Source organism: Exiguobacterium sp. QJM3NY_9, from assembly GCF_056173545.1.
The window spans coordinates 1,109,710-1,127,485 of the sequence record NZ_CM149679.1 but is presented as its reverse complement, the minus strand read 5'-3'; the positions used below and the strand labels follow the sequence as shown (position 1 = coordinate 1,127,485).

Annotated in this window: 14 protein-coding genes; all 14 read right to left on the bottom strand. The window is 49.5% G+C overall.

What is annotated here, in order from left to right; genetic code table 11:
* Nucleotides 1-79: 79 nt before the first annotated feature.
* Nucleotides 80-2,104: a HAMP domain-containing sensor histidine kinase gene (locus AC0VYQ_RS05600; RefSeq protein WP_475404416.1), complete on the bottom strand. Its 2,025-nt coding sequence runs from the start codon at nt 2,102-2,104 to the stop codon at nt 80-82.
* A 96-nt stretch (nt 2,105-2,200) separates the two neighbouring features.
* Entirely contained in the window at nt 2,201-2,746 is a 546-nt protein-coding gene (locus AC0VYQ_RS05595) for an AAA family ATPase (RefSeq protein ID WP_475404415.1), read from the bottom strand.
* 88 nt (nt 2,747-2,834) lie between these two features.
* Entirely contained in the window at nt 2,835-3,515 is a 681-nt protein-coding gene (locus tag AC0VYQ_RS05590; protein ID WP_475404414.1) for an LrgB family protein, read from the bottom strand.
* Nucleotides 3,508-3,897, bottom strand: coding sequence for a CidA/LrgA family protein (locus AC0VYQ_RS05585; protein ID WP_214894458.1), 390 nt, complete (start codon nt 3,895-3,897; stop codon nt 3,508-3,510). The genes AC0VYQ_RS05590 and AC0VYQ_RS05585 overlap by 8 nt, the downstream gene beginning before the upstream one ends.
* An 820-nt stretch (nt 3,898-4,717) precedes the next feature.
* A complete protein-coding gene (gene mutL, locus AC0VYQ_RS05580) occupies nt 4,718-6,532 on the bottom strand; it encodes a DNA mismatch repair endonuclease MutL (protein WP_475404413.1) in 1,815 nt (604 codons plus the stop codon).
* A gap of 11 nt (nt 6,533-6,543) precedes the next feature.
* Nucleotides 6,544-9,078, bottom strand: a complete 2,535-nt coding sequence (mutS, locus tag AC0VYQ_RS05575) for a DNA mismatch repair protein MutS (protein WP_475404412.1) — start codon at nt 9,076-9,078, stop codon at nt 6,544-6,546.
* Between the two features lie 64 nt (nt 9,079-9,142).
* Nucleotides 9,143-9,580 (bottom strand): YlbF/YmcA family competence regulator, encoded by a 438-nt coding sequence (locus AC0VYQ_RS05570; protein ID WP_029333202.1) that lies wholly within the window; start codon nt 9,578-9,580, stop codon nt 9,143-9,145.
* 112 nt (nt 9,581-9,692) lie between these two features.
* On the bottom strand, nt 9,693-10,514 hold the full coding sequence (locus AC0VYQ_RS05565; RefSeq protein ID WP_475404411.1) for a DNA-3-methyladenine glycosylase family protein: 822 nt from the start codon (nt 10,512-10,514) through the stop codon (nt 9,693-9,695).
* Nucleotides 10,515-10,527: 13 nt separating this feature from the next.
* Nucleotides 10,528-11,799, bottom strand: a complete 1,272-nt coding sequence (locus AC0VYQ_RS05560) for a DUF445 domain-containing protein (protein ID WP_475404410.1) — start codon at nt 11,797-11,799, stop codon at nt 10,528-10,530.
* Nucleotides 11,800-11,922: 123 nt separating this feature from the next.
* A complete protein-coding gene (locus tag AC0VYQ_RS05555; RefSeq protein WP_029333199.1) occupies nt 11,923-12,210 on the bottom strand; it encodes a hypothetical protein in 288 nt (95 codons plus the stop codon).
* Nucleotides 12,211-12,334: 124 nt separating this feature from the next.
* A complete protein-coding gene (locus AC0VYQ_RS05550) occupies nt 12,335-13,792 on the bottom strand; it encodes a phytoene desaturase family protein (protein ID WP_475404409.1) in 1,458 nt (485 codons plus the stop codon).
* Nucleotides 13,789-15,405 carry an alpha/beta hydrolase gene (locus AC0VYQ_RS05545; RefSeq protein ID WP_475404408.1) on the bottom strand — a complete coding sequence of 539 codons (1,617 nt, stop codon included), beginning with the start codon at nt 15,403-15,405 and terminating at the stop codon, nt 13,789-13,791. Before AC0VYQ_RS05545 ends, AC0VYQ_RS05550 begins: the two co-directional genes overlap by 4 nt.
* Nucleotides 15,406-15,497: 92 nt before the next feature.
* Nucleotides 15,498-16,670 carry a glycine C-acetyltransferase gene (locus AC0VYQ_RS05540; protein ID WP_475404407.1) on the bottom strand — a complete coding sequence of 391 codons (1,173 nt, stop codon included), beginning with the start codon at nt 16,668-16,670 and terminating at the stop codon, nt 15,498-15,500.
* The gene (tdh, locus tag AC0VYQ_RS05535; RefSeq protein WP_214845360.1) at nt 16,670-17,758 is read right to left on the bottom strand and encodes an L-threonine 3-dehydrogenase; all 1,089 of its coding nucleotides are present in this window, start codon (nt 17,756-17,758) and stop codon (nt 16,670-16,672) included. The genes AC0VYQ_RS05540 and tdh overlap by 1 nt, the downstream gene beginning before the upstream one ends.
* Nucleotides 17,759-17,776: the final 18 nt, after the last annotated feature.

Below are 17,776 nucleotides of genomic sequence, written 5' to 3'. Positions count from 1 at the left end.
TCGCGGTGCCCTTAAACATCCCCTACAAAAAAAACTGTCTCTCCAACAAAATAAATTGTTGAAAAGACAGGTAGGTTGCTTACTTTTTAGTTGCGTTCGGTAACATGACTTTAAAGAGTGCCCCGTCTCCTAAGACAGACTCCACTTCAATCGTTCCGTCATGCTCGCGGACGATTTCTTTACAGATCGACAATCCGAGTCCCGTTCCGCCGATTTTACGACTATCCGAGTTGTCGACGCGATAAAATTTACTAAACAGGTGTGGCGTCGAACTGACAGGGATTCCTACACCAAAATCACGGACACTCAGTTCGATGTTCGTATCATGCTCGAGTAAACCAATGATGATATCACCGCCGTCCGGCGAGTACTTCACGGCATTGTTTAATAAATTACCGAGGAGTTGCTTCATGCTGTTACGATCGGCTTCCACTAGGAATGTCTGCCCTTGATCCGCATCGAGTTGAAGGTTATGCCGTTCCGTCGTCGCCTGATGAAATTGAATTTGCTCTTTGACGACATCGAGGAGATTAAATACCTCTTTCTCGTATGACTGCTTGCCTGATTCCATCCGTTGTACATTCAAGAAATCACTGACGAGATCAGTCAGGCGTTTTGATTCGTCATGAATTGTCTGTAAATACCGTTTGCTCCGATCCGGACCTAAATCCCGTTTTAACATCAACTCGGTAAAACCATAGATTGATGATAATGGTGTCCGTAGTTCATGCGAGACCGTTGAAACGAGTTCGGACTTCATTCGGTCGACTTCTGTTTCAGGCGTTACATCCCGAAAGACGAGGATTGTCCCGATTGGTTGTCCCTCATGAACGATTTCTTCAGCATAGACTTGAATAAAGTATGTGCCGTCGTCAATCGATAAAGAAAACATGTCTGTCGGAATCTGACCAGCGAGGACCTCCTCGAAATACATTGCGAATGCCTCTCGTTGATCCATCTGTTCGAACATCGTCTCGGGATTCACTTCAAGAAACGTCGTCATATCTGTTTCTTCCTCAATCTGAAGCGACTGGAAGATTTCAAACAATGCTCGGTTCCCGAGTATCACTCGTTCTTCATGTTTGACGTATAATATCGCTTCGCGGACAGAATTTAACAGTTGCGCCGTTTCCGCCCGCTCATAGTCCATCTGTTCATATAACGTCATCCGCATCCGTGAAATCGCAATCTGTTTTGCGAACGATGCCAGTTCGGTGATGTCATGTTCCGTGAACGCTTCATCAAATCGTGCTAAATAAAGGCATGCGATCAATTCATCTTTTGCCGGGTCCATGATTGGAATGACCGCTTCATGAATGTAGTACGGGTAACCTAGCAACCGATCTTCGGTCACTTGCTTCGTCGATTGTGCACTTTCTTTTGAGACCATGACCCGTTTCAACAGTAACGATTCCGTTTTTAAGCTCTCTTGCTGCTCATCGGTCATCTCTTTTGGTACAACAGACGTAATCTCATTATTTTTGATGAACAGTAATGCCCCGAACTCCGTTTTCGTCAAACGGACAATCGTACTGATGACGGAAGAAAAATCAAATAAACTTTCTTTGGAAGCCAATGTCTCAATCAATTCATTCCGATCTTTCAGGTGCAATTCATTCGATCGTGTTGCCGTCAAAGACTGTTCGAGTTCTCTTTGCTTACCGGTCAAATCATCTTGTTTTTGTTCGAGCTCCTGATTTTGTCGTGATAGATCGGTATGTTGGGACGAAATTGAATCGGCCATTTCGTAAAAGGAGTCAGTTAATTGACCGACTTCGTTATTCGATTGGCGGTCATATTCTAAGGAAATCGACTTCCCTTCTGCAAGACGGTGACTTTTCTTCGTCAGCTCTTGCAGCTGTTCCGTCAACCGATTGATGATCGGTCTGACGATGAACATAAGACACAAAATGAAAATCAGTAAGTTCAAAAACCAGAACCATTGTGTTTTCTCTAATTGGTCGAGTACTTGACGTTTCGTCTGACTTGCTGCACCGTCGATATATAGGTAGCTCGCAAATGACGTCAATGCCCCAATCGCGAATACCCCATAAAAAATCGACATCAGTTGTCTTCCTATCTTTTCGGTCATCCAGTTTCTCATAAAAAAATCCCCCTACTTATCTTCAAAAAATACAGGGATGTCTTTAATCCATCTCGTATCTCCCTGTTAATTCCCTGAATTCGGGTGAATCAATCATCAAAAGAGACGTTTACGACATGGCGGTGCTACATGCAAGTCACAAATTAGCGCAATCGCATCAACTACCCCTTGCTTCGTCAGTCGATCTGTCTGGATATGTTGATTGAAAAGCGGATCAGTCAATGCTTGAATGCGGGCATCTGCTTGCTGGCCTCCCCAGGAATCCGGTCGTTCAAATCGCCGAAGTAAACGTCGTTTGACCGTAGTCGTAGAAGCCATCAATGAAACATGATGGACCAGATACCCCCGTCGTCTTAATTCACCTACGATTTCATCAAAATAGATCGGGTTCGTCACCGTCATCGGTACAATGATCGTCCGATTGCCGGATTGATTGCTTCGTTCGAGAATCACCCGCGTCAGTTCCCGCCACAACGGTTCATCTTGAAAATCGCTATACGTGCGTGTCCACGGTAATTGTTCTCTCAACAACTGACCGACTGATTCCGGATCGAAGATATCAGATCCCGGTATTCTTTTTTGTAATCCCTTAGCCGCCGTCGTTTTTCCTACTCCAAATGTTCCATTAATCCAGATAATCATGATTTCCCCGTCTCCCCTGTCCCCTAGCATGATGTACATACGAAAAAGCCGTCCCGCCGGTTTCAACCGTCGGACAGCTTTTTGCCTGTTAATAAATGAAGCGAATGATGTAGGGTGCCAGGACACTCGCAAAAATCGCCGTCAAGACCATCGTCAGCAATCCGACCGCACCCTCCCGTTGGTCGAGCGTCATCGATTTCGTTGCACCCATGACATGGGCAATCGAAGCCAGTCCGACACCCCGACTGACGAAGTGACGAATCTTTAACCCCGTCATCAAGCGTGGACCGACAAGTGAACCGACGAGCCCTGTCATCAGGACGAACGTCGCGGTTAAGGTCGCCGTTCCACCCGAACGCTCTGAAATCGACAGGGCGACGGGTAGCGTGACGGATTTCGGGAGCAGTGCCAGATTCGTCGTCCGTCCGAGATGTAACAGGAGACCAAAGACGATATCTGACGTCAAGGCGATGCTCGTCCCGATGACGACACCTAAACCGATTTCCGGTAAAAAACGCCGGACATGGTGACGGACCGTATAGAGCGGAATCGCGAAGGCGGTGATGGCAGGACCGAGCATTTTCGTCAAATACTGTCCGCCAGTCATATAGGTCGCGTGGGATACACCCGTCAGTGACAAAATCAAAATCATTGTTGCCGTCACGGTCAAAATCGGTAACGTCCAGACTCGTGGATACCGCCGATACCCGGCAAATCCAATCAAAAAGATGACAATCGTCAGAATCAACCAAAATAGTGCCTTAATCACGTGGCGTCACCCCATCTTTTCGATGAGCAAGTCGATCGACGATGTAGGCAGAACCGACGAGCGTCAACAAGCTACTCATGATGACGATCAATACGACCTGTAAGCCGTACTGGCGTAAGAATGCCGTATAGTCCATAATCCCGGACAACGCCGGAACGAAGAACAACGGCATGATGAGCAGCAACAACCGACCGCCCCGTTCGACATGTTTGACTTGGACGATTTTCGCCTTGAGCGCTAAATAGAGCAACAAGAGTCCGACGATATTCCCCGGCAACGCTAAGTCCAAGCTTTTACTAATCAGTTCACCGATTGTCGCAAAACAAGTGATCAGGATCACTTGCCCAATCAATGAAAGAAGTGCGCGCATTTTTGTAGACATAATTCCTTTTCCCCTTGTATGAACCGAATTCACTGTTCATTATCCGCTTCTGTTTGTGAACAATCAATGAAATGAGTCAAATTAGTTGATGTAATCGTTCTCACATGAATTGAAGGGATACTTCTTGATACATTACAGCTTTAAGCATCAAGAACTGTTCTTGAACAGATGAACGTGTATGAAGCGATTCAAGACGAAACACGCTCTAAAACGTCTTTTTTTCAGTGTAATCCCAAAAAGCTTCGCTTTTGCGTTGACTCCTATGGGAAAATGCGCATTTTCACGCGATCAGCGTGTAGACAAACTCTTATGAAGCGTGAACATGCGATAACGAAAGACAATCCGGTCGCGCTTCCCTGTCTCGCCTCGTCTTCAAAGCGATTCGAGACGGATTGCGCCCTAAACCGTCTGCATGACTGGCTTTCCGTCATAGTGTTATCTAAAAAGCGTCACGTTTCGTTGACTCCTACGGGGAAAAGTGCGTGTTTAACGCACGTTCAGAGGCAGGCAAGACCCTGCTCGTTGTCCGTTAGGGTCAAGGAGCAACGGCTTGCGCCTCGCCCGAGGCAAGCAACGAAAAAAGACGCTTGATCTCCCGATGGCACTTTGTCTACAGCCTGAAGCGCGTTTTCACGCGATGATAAGAGGCGGGCAAGCAACGAAAAAAAGAAGCTGTTATTGCCTAAGACTATGCTTAGACAGTCGATATTTGACGGGATAGACCATGACACACGAAACGCCGATAATCCCGTTTTTCATACGGAGTCATCGGCGTTTTTTCAGGAAGATTCTTTTCGTTTGCGAGAGGTAAATACTCTTCTCACATCACACGTTTAAACAATTTCTCCAGTTCATACGTCGTCCATTCGATGATGACCGGTCGGCCGTGTGGACACGTGAACGGCATCTCGGTTTGTGACAGGTCGACGATTAACCGTCGCATCATCTCTTCATTCAACGGATGATTGGCTTTGATGGATTTTTTGCAGGCCATCATGATCGCCGCATCTTCCCGGTACTGTTCGATGTCGACTTTTTGTTTCATCAACGCTTCATCCATCAGTTCTTGAATCGTCTCTTCCTGCCGGTGCGAGGGAAACCAGGTCGGCACTTCACGGACGATGAAGCTTTGTGGTCCAAACGCCTCCAGCTCAATTCCGACTTCCAGCAGTAACGGTAATGCTTCATCCATCCGCTTCATGTCGTCAGATGAAATTTCGAACGTGTACGGCAATAACAGTTGCTGTTGTTGCTCGAGCGGACGACCAAACATCACTTTGTACGTTTCATACTTGATGCGCTCCTGGGCAGCATGTTGATCAATCAAATACATCCCGTCCTCGCCGGAACAGACGATATAGGACGAGTGCAGTTGACCGATGACATCGAGATGGGGAAACTTCGGTCGAGTGTCCTCCGGTTGTCGAACGTTCTCTCCTTCTTCTTCCCGTTGCTCCCCTTCAAAACTGACTGCTTGGTCAGTCTGTCGTCCTTCTGTCTCATGAACCGCTTCACGTTTTGGAATCGGATAGTTCCAGACTGCACGCGACGACGTTTCTTCGATTGGCGCGACGCTGTACGAGAAGTCGAGTCGTTCCTGAGCACTCGGGTCTTTTTTAGGTTTTGGTTTCGTCACTTGCGGAATCAACGTCTCGCGACTGAGTGTCATACGAATTGTCTCTTGAATCAATTGACATAGCTCCGCTTCCTTCGACAAACGGACCTCCCGTTTTGCCGGATGAACGTTGACATCAATCAATAGCGGGTCCATCGTCACCTCAATGACGGCAATCGGAAAACGACCGATCGGCAGCAGCGTATGATAACCATTCAGGACGGCTTGCGACAAGGCAAAGTTTTTAACCGAACGCCCATTCAAAATCAAGGTGATGTAGTTTTTCGACGCCCGTGTGACTTCGGGTTTAACGAGATGACACGTCAATTGATAGTCTGCGTTGGATGCTGTCGCAACAAGTGTCCCTTGAATCGTCTGATGCCCGTAGACGCTCGCTAAAGCTTGCCGGACGTCACCGGAACCATTCGTCTGAATCAACACTTTCCCTTCATGGACAGCACGGAACTTGACCTCCGGGTGGGCGAACGCCATCCGGTTCAAGACATCGGTGATTGCCGCAAGCTCCGTATGTGTCGTCTTCAAATACTTCAGGCGGGCTGGTGTATTGAAGAATAAGTGTTCAACGGTCAGCTCTGTTCCCCGGTTCATCGCGCTAGCCGAACGATCGAGTAACTTTCCGTATTCGAGAATCAATTGGACCCCTTCTTGATCGGCTCGTTTCGTCTTCAGCGTGACTTTACTGACGGACGCAATCGAGGCCAATGCCTCGCCCCGAAAACCAAGTGTCTTGATCCGGAACAAATCGTGTTCATCCTTAATCTTACTCGTCGCGTGACGAACGAAAGCGAGTTCCGCATCTTCCGGATAAAACCCGTGTCCGTTATCGCGAATCGTCATCCGTTTCATCCCTGCTTCTTCAAGTTCGACATCGACTTGTGTCGCTCCGGCATCGAGTGCATTTTCGACGAGCTCCTTGACGACGGAAGCCGGTCGCTCGACGACTTCTCCCGCCGCGATCCGGTTTGCTAACGAATCCGATAATTCACGAATGATGCCCATCCCTTATCTCCTCACTTTCTGGCTTCTGCTTGCAACCGATACAACGTATTGAGTGCATCGAGCGGTGTCATGTTAATCAAATCAAGCGTCGCAATCGTTTCCTTGACAGGGTCCGGTTCTGCGAACAGGCTCATCTGATCGATTGGTGCCTCGAGTACTGGCGGCGTGACGTCGACCGGTGGTTTGACGCTTTGATCAGCTTGTTCGAACTCAGACAATAGCACTTCTGCCCGCGAAATCAAGGTTTCCGGTAAATCTGCGAGACGGGCAACATGAATCCCGTAGGATTGATCGGCTTTCCCGTCCCGGACTTCATGCAGGAATACGACGCGCCCGTTTTGTTCGACGGCGCGGACGTGGACGTTCGCAAGCTTCGCGATCGTTTCCTCGAGCACCGTCAACTCATGGTAGTGGGTCGAGAAAAGCGTTTTTGCGCCGACCGAATCGGCAATGTGCTCGACAATCGCTTGGGCGAGGGCCATTCCGTCATACGTTGACGTGCCCCGACCAATTTCATCCAGCAAGATAAGTGACCGATCCGTCGCTCGTGCCAATGCCTCTTGTGTCTCGACCATCTCGACCATGAACGTCGATTGTCCACTGACTAAATCATCCGCTGCCCCGATCCGGGTGAAGATTTGATCGAAGACGGGAAGTTCCGCCCGCGCTGCAGGGACGAACGAACCGATCTGGTGGAGTAAGGCAATCAAGGCGAACTGGCGCATGTAGGTTGATTTACCGGACATGTTCGGTCCCGTAATCAATAACATTTCACGCGCTTCGTCTAATGCGATTCCGTTTGCGACATATTCCCCGCGTGGTAAGACTGTTTCGATGACCGGATGACGGCCGTCTTCAATCGCTACGCTTCGACCGTTCGTCGTCACCGGACGAACGTAATCATGTGTTTCGGCGATTTCCGCGAGCGCGACGAGGACATCGAGTTCCGCAATCCGGCGGCTGACCCGTTGCAAGCTCTCAATGTGTGTTTTGACTTGGTCACGGACACCACAGAAGAGTTCATATTCCATCGTGATACTTTTTTCTTCCGCGCCGAGAATCAAGGCCTCTTTTTCTTTCAGTTCCGGCGTGATGTAACGCTCGGCATTTGCAAGCGTCTGCTTTCGTTCGTAGCGTCCTTCCGGGAGTAACTTGGCGTTGGCACGTGATACTTCAATGTAATACCCAAACACACGGTTGTAGCCGATTTTTAACGTTTTAATGCCCGTCGCCTGCCGTTCACTCGCTTCAAGTGTCGCAAGCCACGTCTTCCCGTCTTTTGAAGCCGTCAGCAATTCATCGAGCTCGGCGTTAAAGCCGGTCCGGATCATCCCACCGTCCTTCGTTGAAATCGGTGGGGCTTCGACGAATGCCGCATCAAGCAACGCTGTTAACTCGTCATGCGGATCAAGTCCAATCGCTAATTGCCCGAGACGCTGGCTGAGCAGTTCTTCGAGCGCTGCCTGTATCCGTGGAATCAATCGTAACGTCGTTTTCAGTTGGACGAGATCACGGGCAGAAGCCGTTCCGTAGCCGACTTTTGCGACGAGTCGTTCGAGGTCATAGACTTCTCTTAACGTATCCTTCAACTGGTGCCGCTCAAAGTAGTGTCCAAGCAGTTCTTCGACCGCGTCGAGCCGCTCCGTAATCGTCTGTTCCGACAAGAGCGGTTTTTCAAGCCAACGCTTAAGCATCCGGCCGCCCATCGCTGTTCCCGTGATGTCGAGTAATCCAAGCAACGAACCTTTTTTATCGCCTGTTCGCGCTGACCGGACAAGTTCCAGATTTTTGACCGTATTCGGCTCGAGCTGCATAAAGTCCGTCGCTTCGTACACAAGCGCCGGTTGCAAGTGCGACAAGGCACGTTTTTGCGTATCGTGCATGTAGGCATAAAGGACAGCGAACGCATCCGCTTGTGCCGCATCGATCGCCCGGTCACCATGCGGATGACTTTCACGGCGCGTGCTTTCCGTCAACGGGATCCGTAACGACTGTAATGCTGCTGTGTGCTCCGGATTCGTCACGACGATTTCCCGGGGCAAGATGATACTCAGTTCCTTGATGACGGCGTCGAGCGAAGTAACACTCGTCAAGGCACTCTCGCCTGTCGAGACGTCCCCGCGGGCAATCCCGAACCGCCCTTCCTGTTCAGCGATTGCGACGAGGTAACGGTTTTCCTTTTCCGTCAAGGACGACATTAAAGTACCCGGTGTGATGACTTGAATAACTTCTCGTTTGACGAGTCCTTTCGTCAACTTCGGATCTTCGACTTGATCACACAGAGCGACTTTATATCCCCGTTCAATCAATTGTTCGATGTACCCGTTTGCCGCATGATGCGGCACGCCGCACATCGGAATCGGATGTTCAGCATTCTTACCATTCTTCGCCGTCAACGTCAGCTCCAGTTCATGGGCCACTTGTTTGGCATCATCAAAAAATAGTTCATAAAAATCACCGAGTCGATAAAATAAAAAGGCATCCGGATAATCCGCCTTAATTGAAAAATATTGTTTCATCATTGGTGTGTTGTGTACTGCTTCCATCTTTCCACCTCATTCGTAGAAAAAGCCGACGGATTTCCGTCGGCTTTCCCATTCGTTTCATTGATTAATAGCCGCAACCGCCGCTTTTGTTTTCAGCTTCCATCCCACTGCCCGTTTTTCCAGCTAAGACATCGCCATCCGTTGCTTCGATGATTTGATCCGTAATCCCGTTCGAGATTGTCACCGTGATGTACTGAAGTAAGCCGTTGACTTCTTCTTGCGACTCTTGGAACTGTTGGACGACCGGCATCTCATCGAGCTCAGCAAATAATTTATCCAGTTTTGCTTCAACACGCGCGAGTGCCTCTGTTTTTCCGTAGTGCTGGCAGTTGACTGCCTCTTTTTGGAGGAACTTGATTTGTTTCATCATCTTTTGGACTTTTTCGTTGCCATTGATGTTGGCCTCTGCCGCTTTAAACCGTTCGACTTCTGACGTTTCAGAAATCATTTTAGCGATCTCATTTGCTTTTTCGATGATTTGTTCATCTGTATACATACACATTCGTCCCCTCTATGTCGAGCGGTCAGACCGCTACTCGTCGTTTCTGCGAACGATGACTCGTTCTGTCGCATTCATTATACCGTTCTCACTAGAGGGTGACAAGAATAGTTCCTTATTCAATCGAACGCCACAATAAGTAAGCAGCGTGACTGCGGTACGGGGCAAATTGTTCAGCGAGAACAATCGCTTCATTGACAGTCGGACGAACGCCATTCAAGCGTTCGAATGCCCGCAAGATTCCGATATCGGACGCCGGAAATAGATCTCTCCGCCCATAGCCGAACATCAACACATTTTGGACCGTCCAGGGACCGACGCCTTTTAAGGCAATCAATTGTTCTGCGATGACCGCATCTTCCGCCTGCCGGAGTTGTTCAAAGTCAAGATTTGCGGTCGCCGCCCGTAACAAATAATCGACTTTACGACCCGATAGCTGCAGCGCCCGAAGTTGTTCTTCCGAAGCACCCGCAAGTTCAGCTTGCGTCGGTGGAAAAACAACGCCGTCGATTGTCGTCCCGAATGTCCGAAAGACCCGGTCTGTCAAGACGCGTGCGAACGACAGGTTGATTTGCTGATGGATGATGGAGCGAATCAATGCTGTAAACGGATCAACATCGAGCACAAGCCGTTCCGCACCAAACGTTTCAACAATCGGTGCCAGCGTCGTCCGCTTTAATTCAAGGGCCGGGTTCGATTCATCTAAACGAAACCGCCGGCGCATCGCGTCGACCATCGGTTGTTTTGGTCCATCCCCCGCCAACACGATTGTTCGACGATCGTCCGCCCGGATTTGACCAATCCACGGCACTTCGTCGATACGAATTGGAATCCGTAAGGCATCTGCCGATTGTTGCTGTAGCGAATCATTCAACAGGCGGGTCCGGACGCCCTCAAAATCATAATCAGACGTCAATGTTACTTCTTGTTGCCACATCAGAAGTCTCCTTTTACGCAAAAAATAGTTTGACTCCACCTAAAATTAAACCGATGAAAAATCCACAAATCGCTCCGTTGACCCGAATCCATTGTAAGTCGTTTCCGACTTTGTCCTCAATCATATGAATCAACGTTTCCGTATCGAACCGGTTCAAGTTCTCACGGACGAGTCCGCCGATCCGCGCATGGTTTTGGTCGACGAACCGGACGAGTTGGTCTTTCATCCAGCGGTCGCTCTCGTCTTTGAACGTCGGATGGTGTTCCCACTCATCAAGCGCCTGGTTCATTGAAGGCAGTGCCCGTTGTTCCCAAAATGCATCTGATATAAAGTACGTCTCTAGCTCTGCGATGCCTGACGTGTAGGCACGATCGAGGATCGGCTCTAAATCAATCCGTTCGATTTCTTGCATCTTCCACGCATCGATTTTCTCTAATCGGACATCATCTTGTGCGAGCTGTGCCAAATTCCGACGGATGTGATCGATGATCGCCAACCGATTTGGATGATGGACGTGTTTCATGTCTTGAATCACACTCAAAAGGACACTTTGGATGACAATGCTGAGGCGTTCCTCCGAATAGACTTTTTGGACCGTCTTCGCTGTCACCCGTAAGAAGGTATTTTTTTCTTGATCAATCATTGCCTGATAGGCAAGTCGTCCGATTTGATCGCGGATGACGGGGTCTTGCAAGAGTTTTTGTCCGTAACCGAGCAGTTGATCAATCGCCAACTCATCGAGTCGGCGCTCATCGTTCAAATCGATTAAGCGATCGGCTAATTTCTTCGCCGGGTACGCTCGAATCGTTTCAACGATTCGCTCATCGACCGCCTTGATGATTGATGCCCGTGGAAGCTTTCGTAAAATCCCGATCAATAGTTCCGTCACGGTCGATCGAAACGCCGGGACTAACACAAGTGAACGTAATAATTTGATGAAGCGATCTGCAAGCGTCATGTGGCGCAGCTTTTCGACGATGCTTTCTTTGTTCAATAAATCTTTTTCGAGCATCTGGACAATCGATTCGATGACCCGTTCCCGATTTTTCGGCAGCAAGTTCGTATGTGGAATCTTTAAACCGAGCGGATGACGGAACAGGGCTGTAATCGCGAACCAATCGGCGATTCCACCGACGAGACCGGCCTCAAAACCACTTTGAAGCCAAAAAATCCAAGCATTTTCTTTAAACGGTAGCGACGCGACAAAACCGACTGCCATAAAAATCAACGAGACGGTCGCGAGGCGTCGTGTCGAAGATTTTGGTGTATTCACCTCGTGTTGCAAAACACTTCCTCCTTTTCATAGAAAGGGATTGATTGAGCGTATAGTTGATTATACGTTACCCCATTCTGATAAGTTTCGACAAGAAAGAGCCCCAGCCTCACCTGACTGGGACTCGTTATGTAATTAAAACGTGTATTCTCCGAATTTTTTGCCGTCCCACGTCGCCGTTGCCGTTGATACGAAATAGACTAATCCGTTTCCGAATGTGTTCTCCATTAAAGAAACAAGCTGTTGTCCGTTCGTTTGTTCGACAAATGCTAACCGAACCTCTTCCTTGCCTTGATAAATTCGTTCATAGACACTCAGTCCTCGGGCATTGATGAACGTTCGTGCCGTTGCAAAAACGATTGGCCCGACTTCCGGACGACGCTCCTGGATGAAGAGTTGACATTTTTCCTCAAAGGGATTCACGCGATTCACTCCTTCTCTCTTTTTATGGTCATGACTACTTACTTCCCGTCTCTCCCTCATCATAATCCTGTTCTGAAAAAAAAGCGACCATTCGGCCGCTTCTTTCATGATTTCACAAAGTCATTCAAATCTTGACACCTAACTGTCGGGCAACATGAATCGCTGACGTCGACGCACCGATTGTCCCTGCCCCCGGAAAGACGGTATCGCCAATGACATAGAGATTCGGGACACCGGTCCGAAATGATGCCGCGCGGAACAAACTCGTTGAACGCAATTGCGGATAACCGCCGACGCCACCGTCCGGTCGTGACGTGTAACGCACCCAGGCGCCCGGTCCACCAGGATGACGTTCGATTGCCTGCTCGCGAAAGCCGGGAAACTCCTGTTCGACAATCGTTTCGAATACATCCTGCATTCTTTCAATCTGATGCCCGTAATGTACGTTGTCCGTAGCATCAAAGTAACCAATCGGGACGTGACAGGACATCGTCAATGTCCGTACGCCCTCCGGAGCCCGTTTTACATCACCCGAACGTGATAATGACAAAAAGGCATGACCCGACGGCAACCGTTCATCATGAATTTGTCGAAAGGCACTATCGGATGTAACCAATTTTTCCGGAAAGGCAGCATAATACGTGAATGTGGCCCATTGCGCCAGTTTCTTTTGTCTTGCGTACGTCCGTTTAAGCGTCCGTAAAAGAGGTGGACTGACGAGACGCTGCATCGCTTCGAGTGGGAGCGCACCGATGACGACATCCGCTAGCATTAGACGACCGCGACGATCTTCTAGTAAAAAACCATCTGCCGTTTGCTTGACCGACGTGATTTTACGACCAAGTAACATCGTCGCCCCGTCATGTTCTGCCGATTCTTTCAGGATTTCTGCGACTCGATAAAGACCGCCCGGCACATAGTACGCACCGTCGTGATAAATCGATAAGGCAACGGCACCGAGTAACGCGGACGCTTCCTGACCGGTCTGCATACTGTCTAATAAAATCCCGTCCACCAGCCGAGCGAAAACCGATTCTTCCAACCCATGGCGCCGTAACACTTGTCCGACGGTCTGTGTGACGTACGGAAGTAAAGGCAGGCTCGATTGCGCTTCTTTTATTATCAACTGTGCATCGTACAAAGTTCGTACAGGTAGTGCCGGAAGTGACTCCATTAAAGGAGCGACATGACGTTGAATCTTATCGATTTCTTCAAAAAATGCGCCGATTTGATGCGCCTGTTGTGGGAATACATCCTGTAGTTCCCCGATGAATCGAGCACGATCACGGTAATAGGCAATATCGTGCCCATCGATTTTAATCGTCATCACAAGATCAAGTAACTCCGTTTCGACATCTAACCCCAAGTGTTGCAAAACCCGGTCATGAATGCCGCCTCGTTGAAAGCCCATCCCGAGTGTCGCGCCGACCGGGTACGTCAAGTCTTTCCGGGTGAATTTGCCTGCGGAGCCCCCCCATTCGCGACTTCCTTCAAGCAATGTCACGTCATGCCCTTCTCGAGCGAGGAGTGCAGCCGCTGTCACGCCGGCAATCCCTCCGCCAATAATCGCGACGTGTTTCATTGATTGTCCTCCTCTTCCAAGACTAGATTTTCTTTAAATAAGAAATCGCGTACTTCGCGGAAGACCGGTTCGCGCCGGTGAATCGTGAAGTGATCATACTTATATGACTTCGTCTGGATGTTGTCCGTATAATCTTCGAGCGTGAACGAACTGTCTAACGGAATCAAATTGAAGTCGCCTCCTTTGGCACCGAAGGAGTAAACAAGGACATCACGCGGCCATGTCTCGAGCCGCGCTTTCAACCGCTCGATCGCCTTTGAGTTCTCTGCTAAATCCTGAATCGCCGGACTGTTCGTATTCGTCCCGAACGGAGCAAGCGTCAAGCCGAGCGTCGCATAATTTGATCCACCAATCGGTGCATCAAGCGTGACGACTTTTCGAATCGTATACGGAAGATTTTCATTCAACGTATATTCAACGACGTCGACTCCACCCATACTGTGACCAACAAGTTGGATGTCGGTAAACGTCGCCTTTTGTTGCTTGTCATACTGAGCGATCGCGGCTTCAAGCCACGTCTGTTGCTGCGCAAGGCTTGCTTCATCGTCTTCGAAGATGATACGAACGAGCGGGAAACCGGTCGATGAGTCCTTGACTTTACAGGTTACCTTCCCGGTCCGATCAACATCACATCGCCCTCCGTCATCCGCTAACTTTTTTTCCGTAAAGTTTTCAATCATCGGTAAGAAAGTCCGTTCCGTCCCGAACAAGCCATGCACCATGAACGTCGGGACAATCTCCCCCTTCGATTCCGTCACGATTTGCGTTGTCGGCGGCGGGGCACTGGCCGTCTCGTCGGCAAAGATTAACCATGCCCCCCCTCCGAGTAACAGACAAACGAGTAGCGAGATACTGATTGTCTGAAGTTGCTTGCGGCGTAATTTCCGCACGTGGTGGATGATCCAAAACGTCAAGAGACCGAGTCCGATCAATAAGACGACCCCTGTGATAATCCAGCCCGTCGGATTCGGAACGTATGCCACGAGTTGCAATTGATTGTCTTTCGTCCCGTATAATTTCCACGAGACGTCATTGTAGTTCGCCCAGTCGATTTTCTCCGCATTTTGCAAAGCGACGACTTCCGGGGCGTGCAGTTTAATCTCGATGTCCGCTTGACGGATGTAACGATCGGCTAACTTTTTAACTTGACCTGTAGGATGATAGCCCTTGATATTTAAGCGATCGATACTTAAGTCGATGTTCGTATTTAAACGGTACGTATTAAACCAAAAACCTTCATGCTTGTCCACATCATACGTCGTATCGGGCGGAATCAAGATTCCCCCGACACCTGTCTTCCATTCATCTTTAATCGAGGCCAAATCTTCAAGATTCGCGAAGGTTTTTTCCATACGAAGTCCTTCATAGTCGTCCTTCGTTTTGAAGGTCGACGCTGCATAGCCGTTTTTTTCAGCCTGCTTCGCATACATCTCCCAGTCCGGATTAAAGTTCAATAATCGTGCGACCGGATGTTCTTTTGCTGCATACGTCGTCTTCAAGGTGACACTTTGATCCAGATGGACAGTCGCATCATACTGAATGCGAATGCAGCCACCGAGCAAAAACGTCAGCATCAACAGCGACGCCAGCAACAGCTTTTTTTGAATCGTCATAAAGCACGTGCACTTCCTTTCTGAAGTTCTCTTTTCCCTATCATACAATCGAAAAAACAGCCGAATCAATCATCGGCTGTTTTTCTATCCTGTTAAATCAAGTTTAATTCTTGTCCGACTTGTTTGAAGGCTTCGATTGCTTGCTCCAAGTCGTCCCGCGTATGCTCTGCCGTAACGATTGTCCGGACACGTGCTTTCCCTTTGGCAACGGTCGGGAAGGCAATTCCTTGCGCGAAGACGCCGTGAGCACGCAGTTGATCGGACAACTTATGACAAAGCGCTTCGTCCCCGACGATGACCGGTGTGATCGGCGTCGTCGATGTCCCGATGTTAAAGCCAAGATTTCGGAGTCCTTGTTTGAAGAACTCTGTGTTTTCCCAAAGACGATCGAACAGTTCCGTCTCTTCTTCCATTACCCGCAGTGCTTCCCGATTTGCTTCGACGACTGCCGGCGGATGTGATGTCGAGAAGAGGAACGGGCGCCCTTTATGGATTAAGTAATCTTTAACATGCTGTTCACACGCGACATACCCGCCAAGGACACCAATTGCTTTCGACAAGGTACCGACTTGGAGGGCGACACGACCGTCAAGCCCGAAGTGGTTGACCGTCCCGCGACCACTTTTTCCTAAAACGCCTGAGGCATGCGCGTCATCGACCATGACAAGCGCATCGTACTTTTCTGCGAGTTCGACGATTTCCGGAAGTGGTGCGATGTTACCGTCCATCGAGAAGACGCCGTCCGTGACGACGAGTCGTGTCCGTGCGTCTTGCGTCTCTTGGAGCGCTGCTTCAAGATCAGCTAAGTCGACGTGTTTGTAAATGCGGCGTTTCGCTTTCGTCAAGCGAATCCCATCGATGATCGAAGCATGATTAAGGGCATCGGAAATGACGACATCCTCTGGTCCGAGCAGTGCCGACAAGACACCGAGGTTCGTTGCGAATCCCGACTGGAAGACAAGTGCTGCTTCCGTATGTTTAAAGGTCGCGAGTTCTTGTTCGAACGCTTCATGCATTTCGAGTGTTCCCGCGATCGTCCGGACCGATCCTGTCCCGGCACCGAATTCAAGCGCTGCATCCGCTGCCCGTTTTGCGAGACGCGGGTGCGCTGCGAGTCCGAGATAATTGTTTGAAGATAGTTGAATCAGTTCTTTTCCATCAATCGTCACACGATTGTGTTGTGCACTTTCGAGTGGTACGAGCTTGCGGAACGTCCCCGCCGCTTTCATTTCCTCTAATTCTGTCCGTAAGTGTTCGAAACCCATTAATTCGTCCCCCTTGGTTGTAGTACAACTTTGCCACATTTCCCTTGGCGCATCAATTCGAAGCCTTCTTCAAATCGCTCGAGCGGTAATGTATGTGTGATTAACGGTTTGACATCGACCTTGCCGCTTGAAAGAAAGGCTGATACTTGGCTCCATGTCTCGTACATCTTCCGCCCCGTGATTCCTTGGACGCGGACCCCTTTAAAGACGACATGGTTCGTCAAGTCGATTTCAACCGGTTTGACGGGCAGACTTAAGATGTTGACATCTCCGCCTGCCGTCACCATTTCAAAGGCTTGACTAATCGCGACCGGATGACCACTCATCTCGCAGACGACATCGATTCCGTCGCCGTCCGTCATCATCATGATCCGTTCGATGACATCATCATGGCGTGAATCAAGAACGACATCTGCGCCCATCGTCTTCGCAAGCTCTAACCGATACGGATTGACATCAATCGCGACGACTTCCGCTGCCCCTGCCGCTTTCGCGACCGAAACGGCCATCAAACCGATTGGACCACAGCCGACGATGGCGACCGTCTTGGCACTGACGTCGCTTGCAAGTACCGTGTGGACGGCATTTCCCATCGGTTCTTGAATCGACGCGATGCTTGCCGGCATTTCTTCCGGATTGACCCAGAGGTTTTCTTCCGGCATGACGACGTACTCGGCAAAACAGCCTTGCGTATCGACACCGATGATTTTCGTGTTTTTACAAATATGATACTGTCCCCGTAAACACTGTTTACATTGATGACAGACGATATGCGTCTCAGCCGAGACATGATCCCCAAGCTTCAGACGTTTTGTCCCTTCGCCGAGTTCGACGACTTCTCCCGAAAACTCATGTCCGAACACGTATGGCGGATTGACACGAGACGCGGCCCAGGCATCCCATTCGTAAATGTGGACGTCTGTCCCGCAGATTGAAGTCGCTTCAACGCGAATCAATACTTCACCGCGTCCCGGGACAGGAACCTCGACTTCTTTCAAGACCGCTCCAAAACCACGCTCTTGTTTGACGAGTGCCCGCATCGTTTTTGTTTGCGTCGTCTGTTCTTCCATCGTCACTAACTTTGTCATATTTCCCCGACTCCTTCA

Excerpts from the sequence above, each read along its gene's own strand:
- tdh (WP_214845360.1), bottom strand. The coding sequence starts at position 17,758 with ATGACAAAGTTAGTGACGATGGAAGAACAGACGACGCAAACAAAAACG.
- mutS (WP_475404412.1), bottom strand. The coding sequence starts at position 9,078 with ATGGAAGCAGTACACAACACACCAATGATGAAACAATATTTTTCAATT.
- AC0VYQ_RS05600 (WP_475404416.1), bottom strand. The coding sequence starts at position 2,104 with ATGAGAAACTGGATGACCGAAAAGATAGGAAGACAACTGATGTCGATT.
- AC0VYQ_RS05545 (WP_475404408.1), bottom strand. The coding sequence starts at position 15,405 with ATGACGATTCAAAAAAAGCTGTTGCTGGCGTCGCTGTTGATGCTGACG.
- AC0VYQ_RS05550 (WP_475404409.1), bottom strand. The coding sequence starts at position 13,792 with ATGAAACACGTCGCGATTATTGGCGGAGGGATTGCCGGCGTGACAGCG.
- mutL (WP_475404413.1), bottom strand. The coding sequence starts at position 6,532 with ATGGGCATCATTCGTGAATTATCGGATTCGTTAGCAAACCGGATCGCG.
- AC0VYQ_RS05595 (WP_475404415.1), bottom strand. The coding sequence starts at position 2,746 with ATGATTATCTGGATTAATGGAACATTTGGAGTAGGAAAAACGACGGCG.
- AC0VYQ_RS05540 (WP_475404407.1), bottom strand. The coding sequence starts at position 16,670 with ATGGGTTTCGAACACTTACGGACAGAATTAGAGGAAATGAAAGCGGCG.
- AC0VYQ_RS05570 (WP_029333202.1), bottom strand. The coding sequence starts at position 9,580 with ATGTGTATGTATACAGATGAACAAATCATCGAAAAAGCAAATGAGATC.
- AC0VYQ_RS05585 (WP_214894458.1), bottom strand. The coding sequence starts at position 3,897 with ATGTCTACAAAAATGCGCGCACTTCTTTCATTGATTGGGCAAGTGATC.
- AC0VYQ_RS05565 (WP_475404411.1), bottom strand. The coding sequence starts at position 10,514 with ATGTGGCAACAAGAAGTAACATTGACGTCTGATTATGATTTTGAGGGC.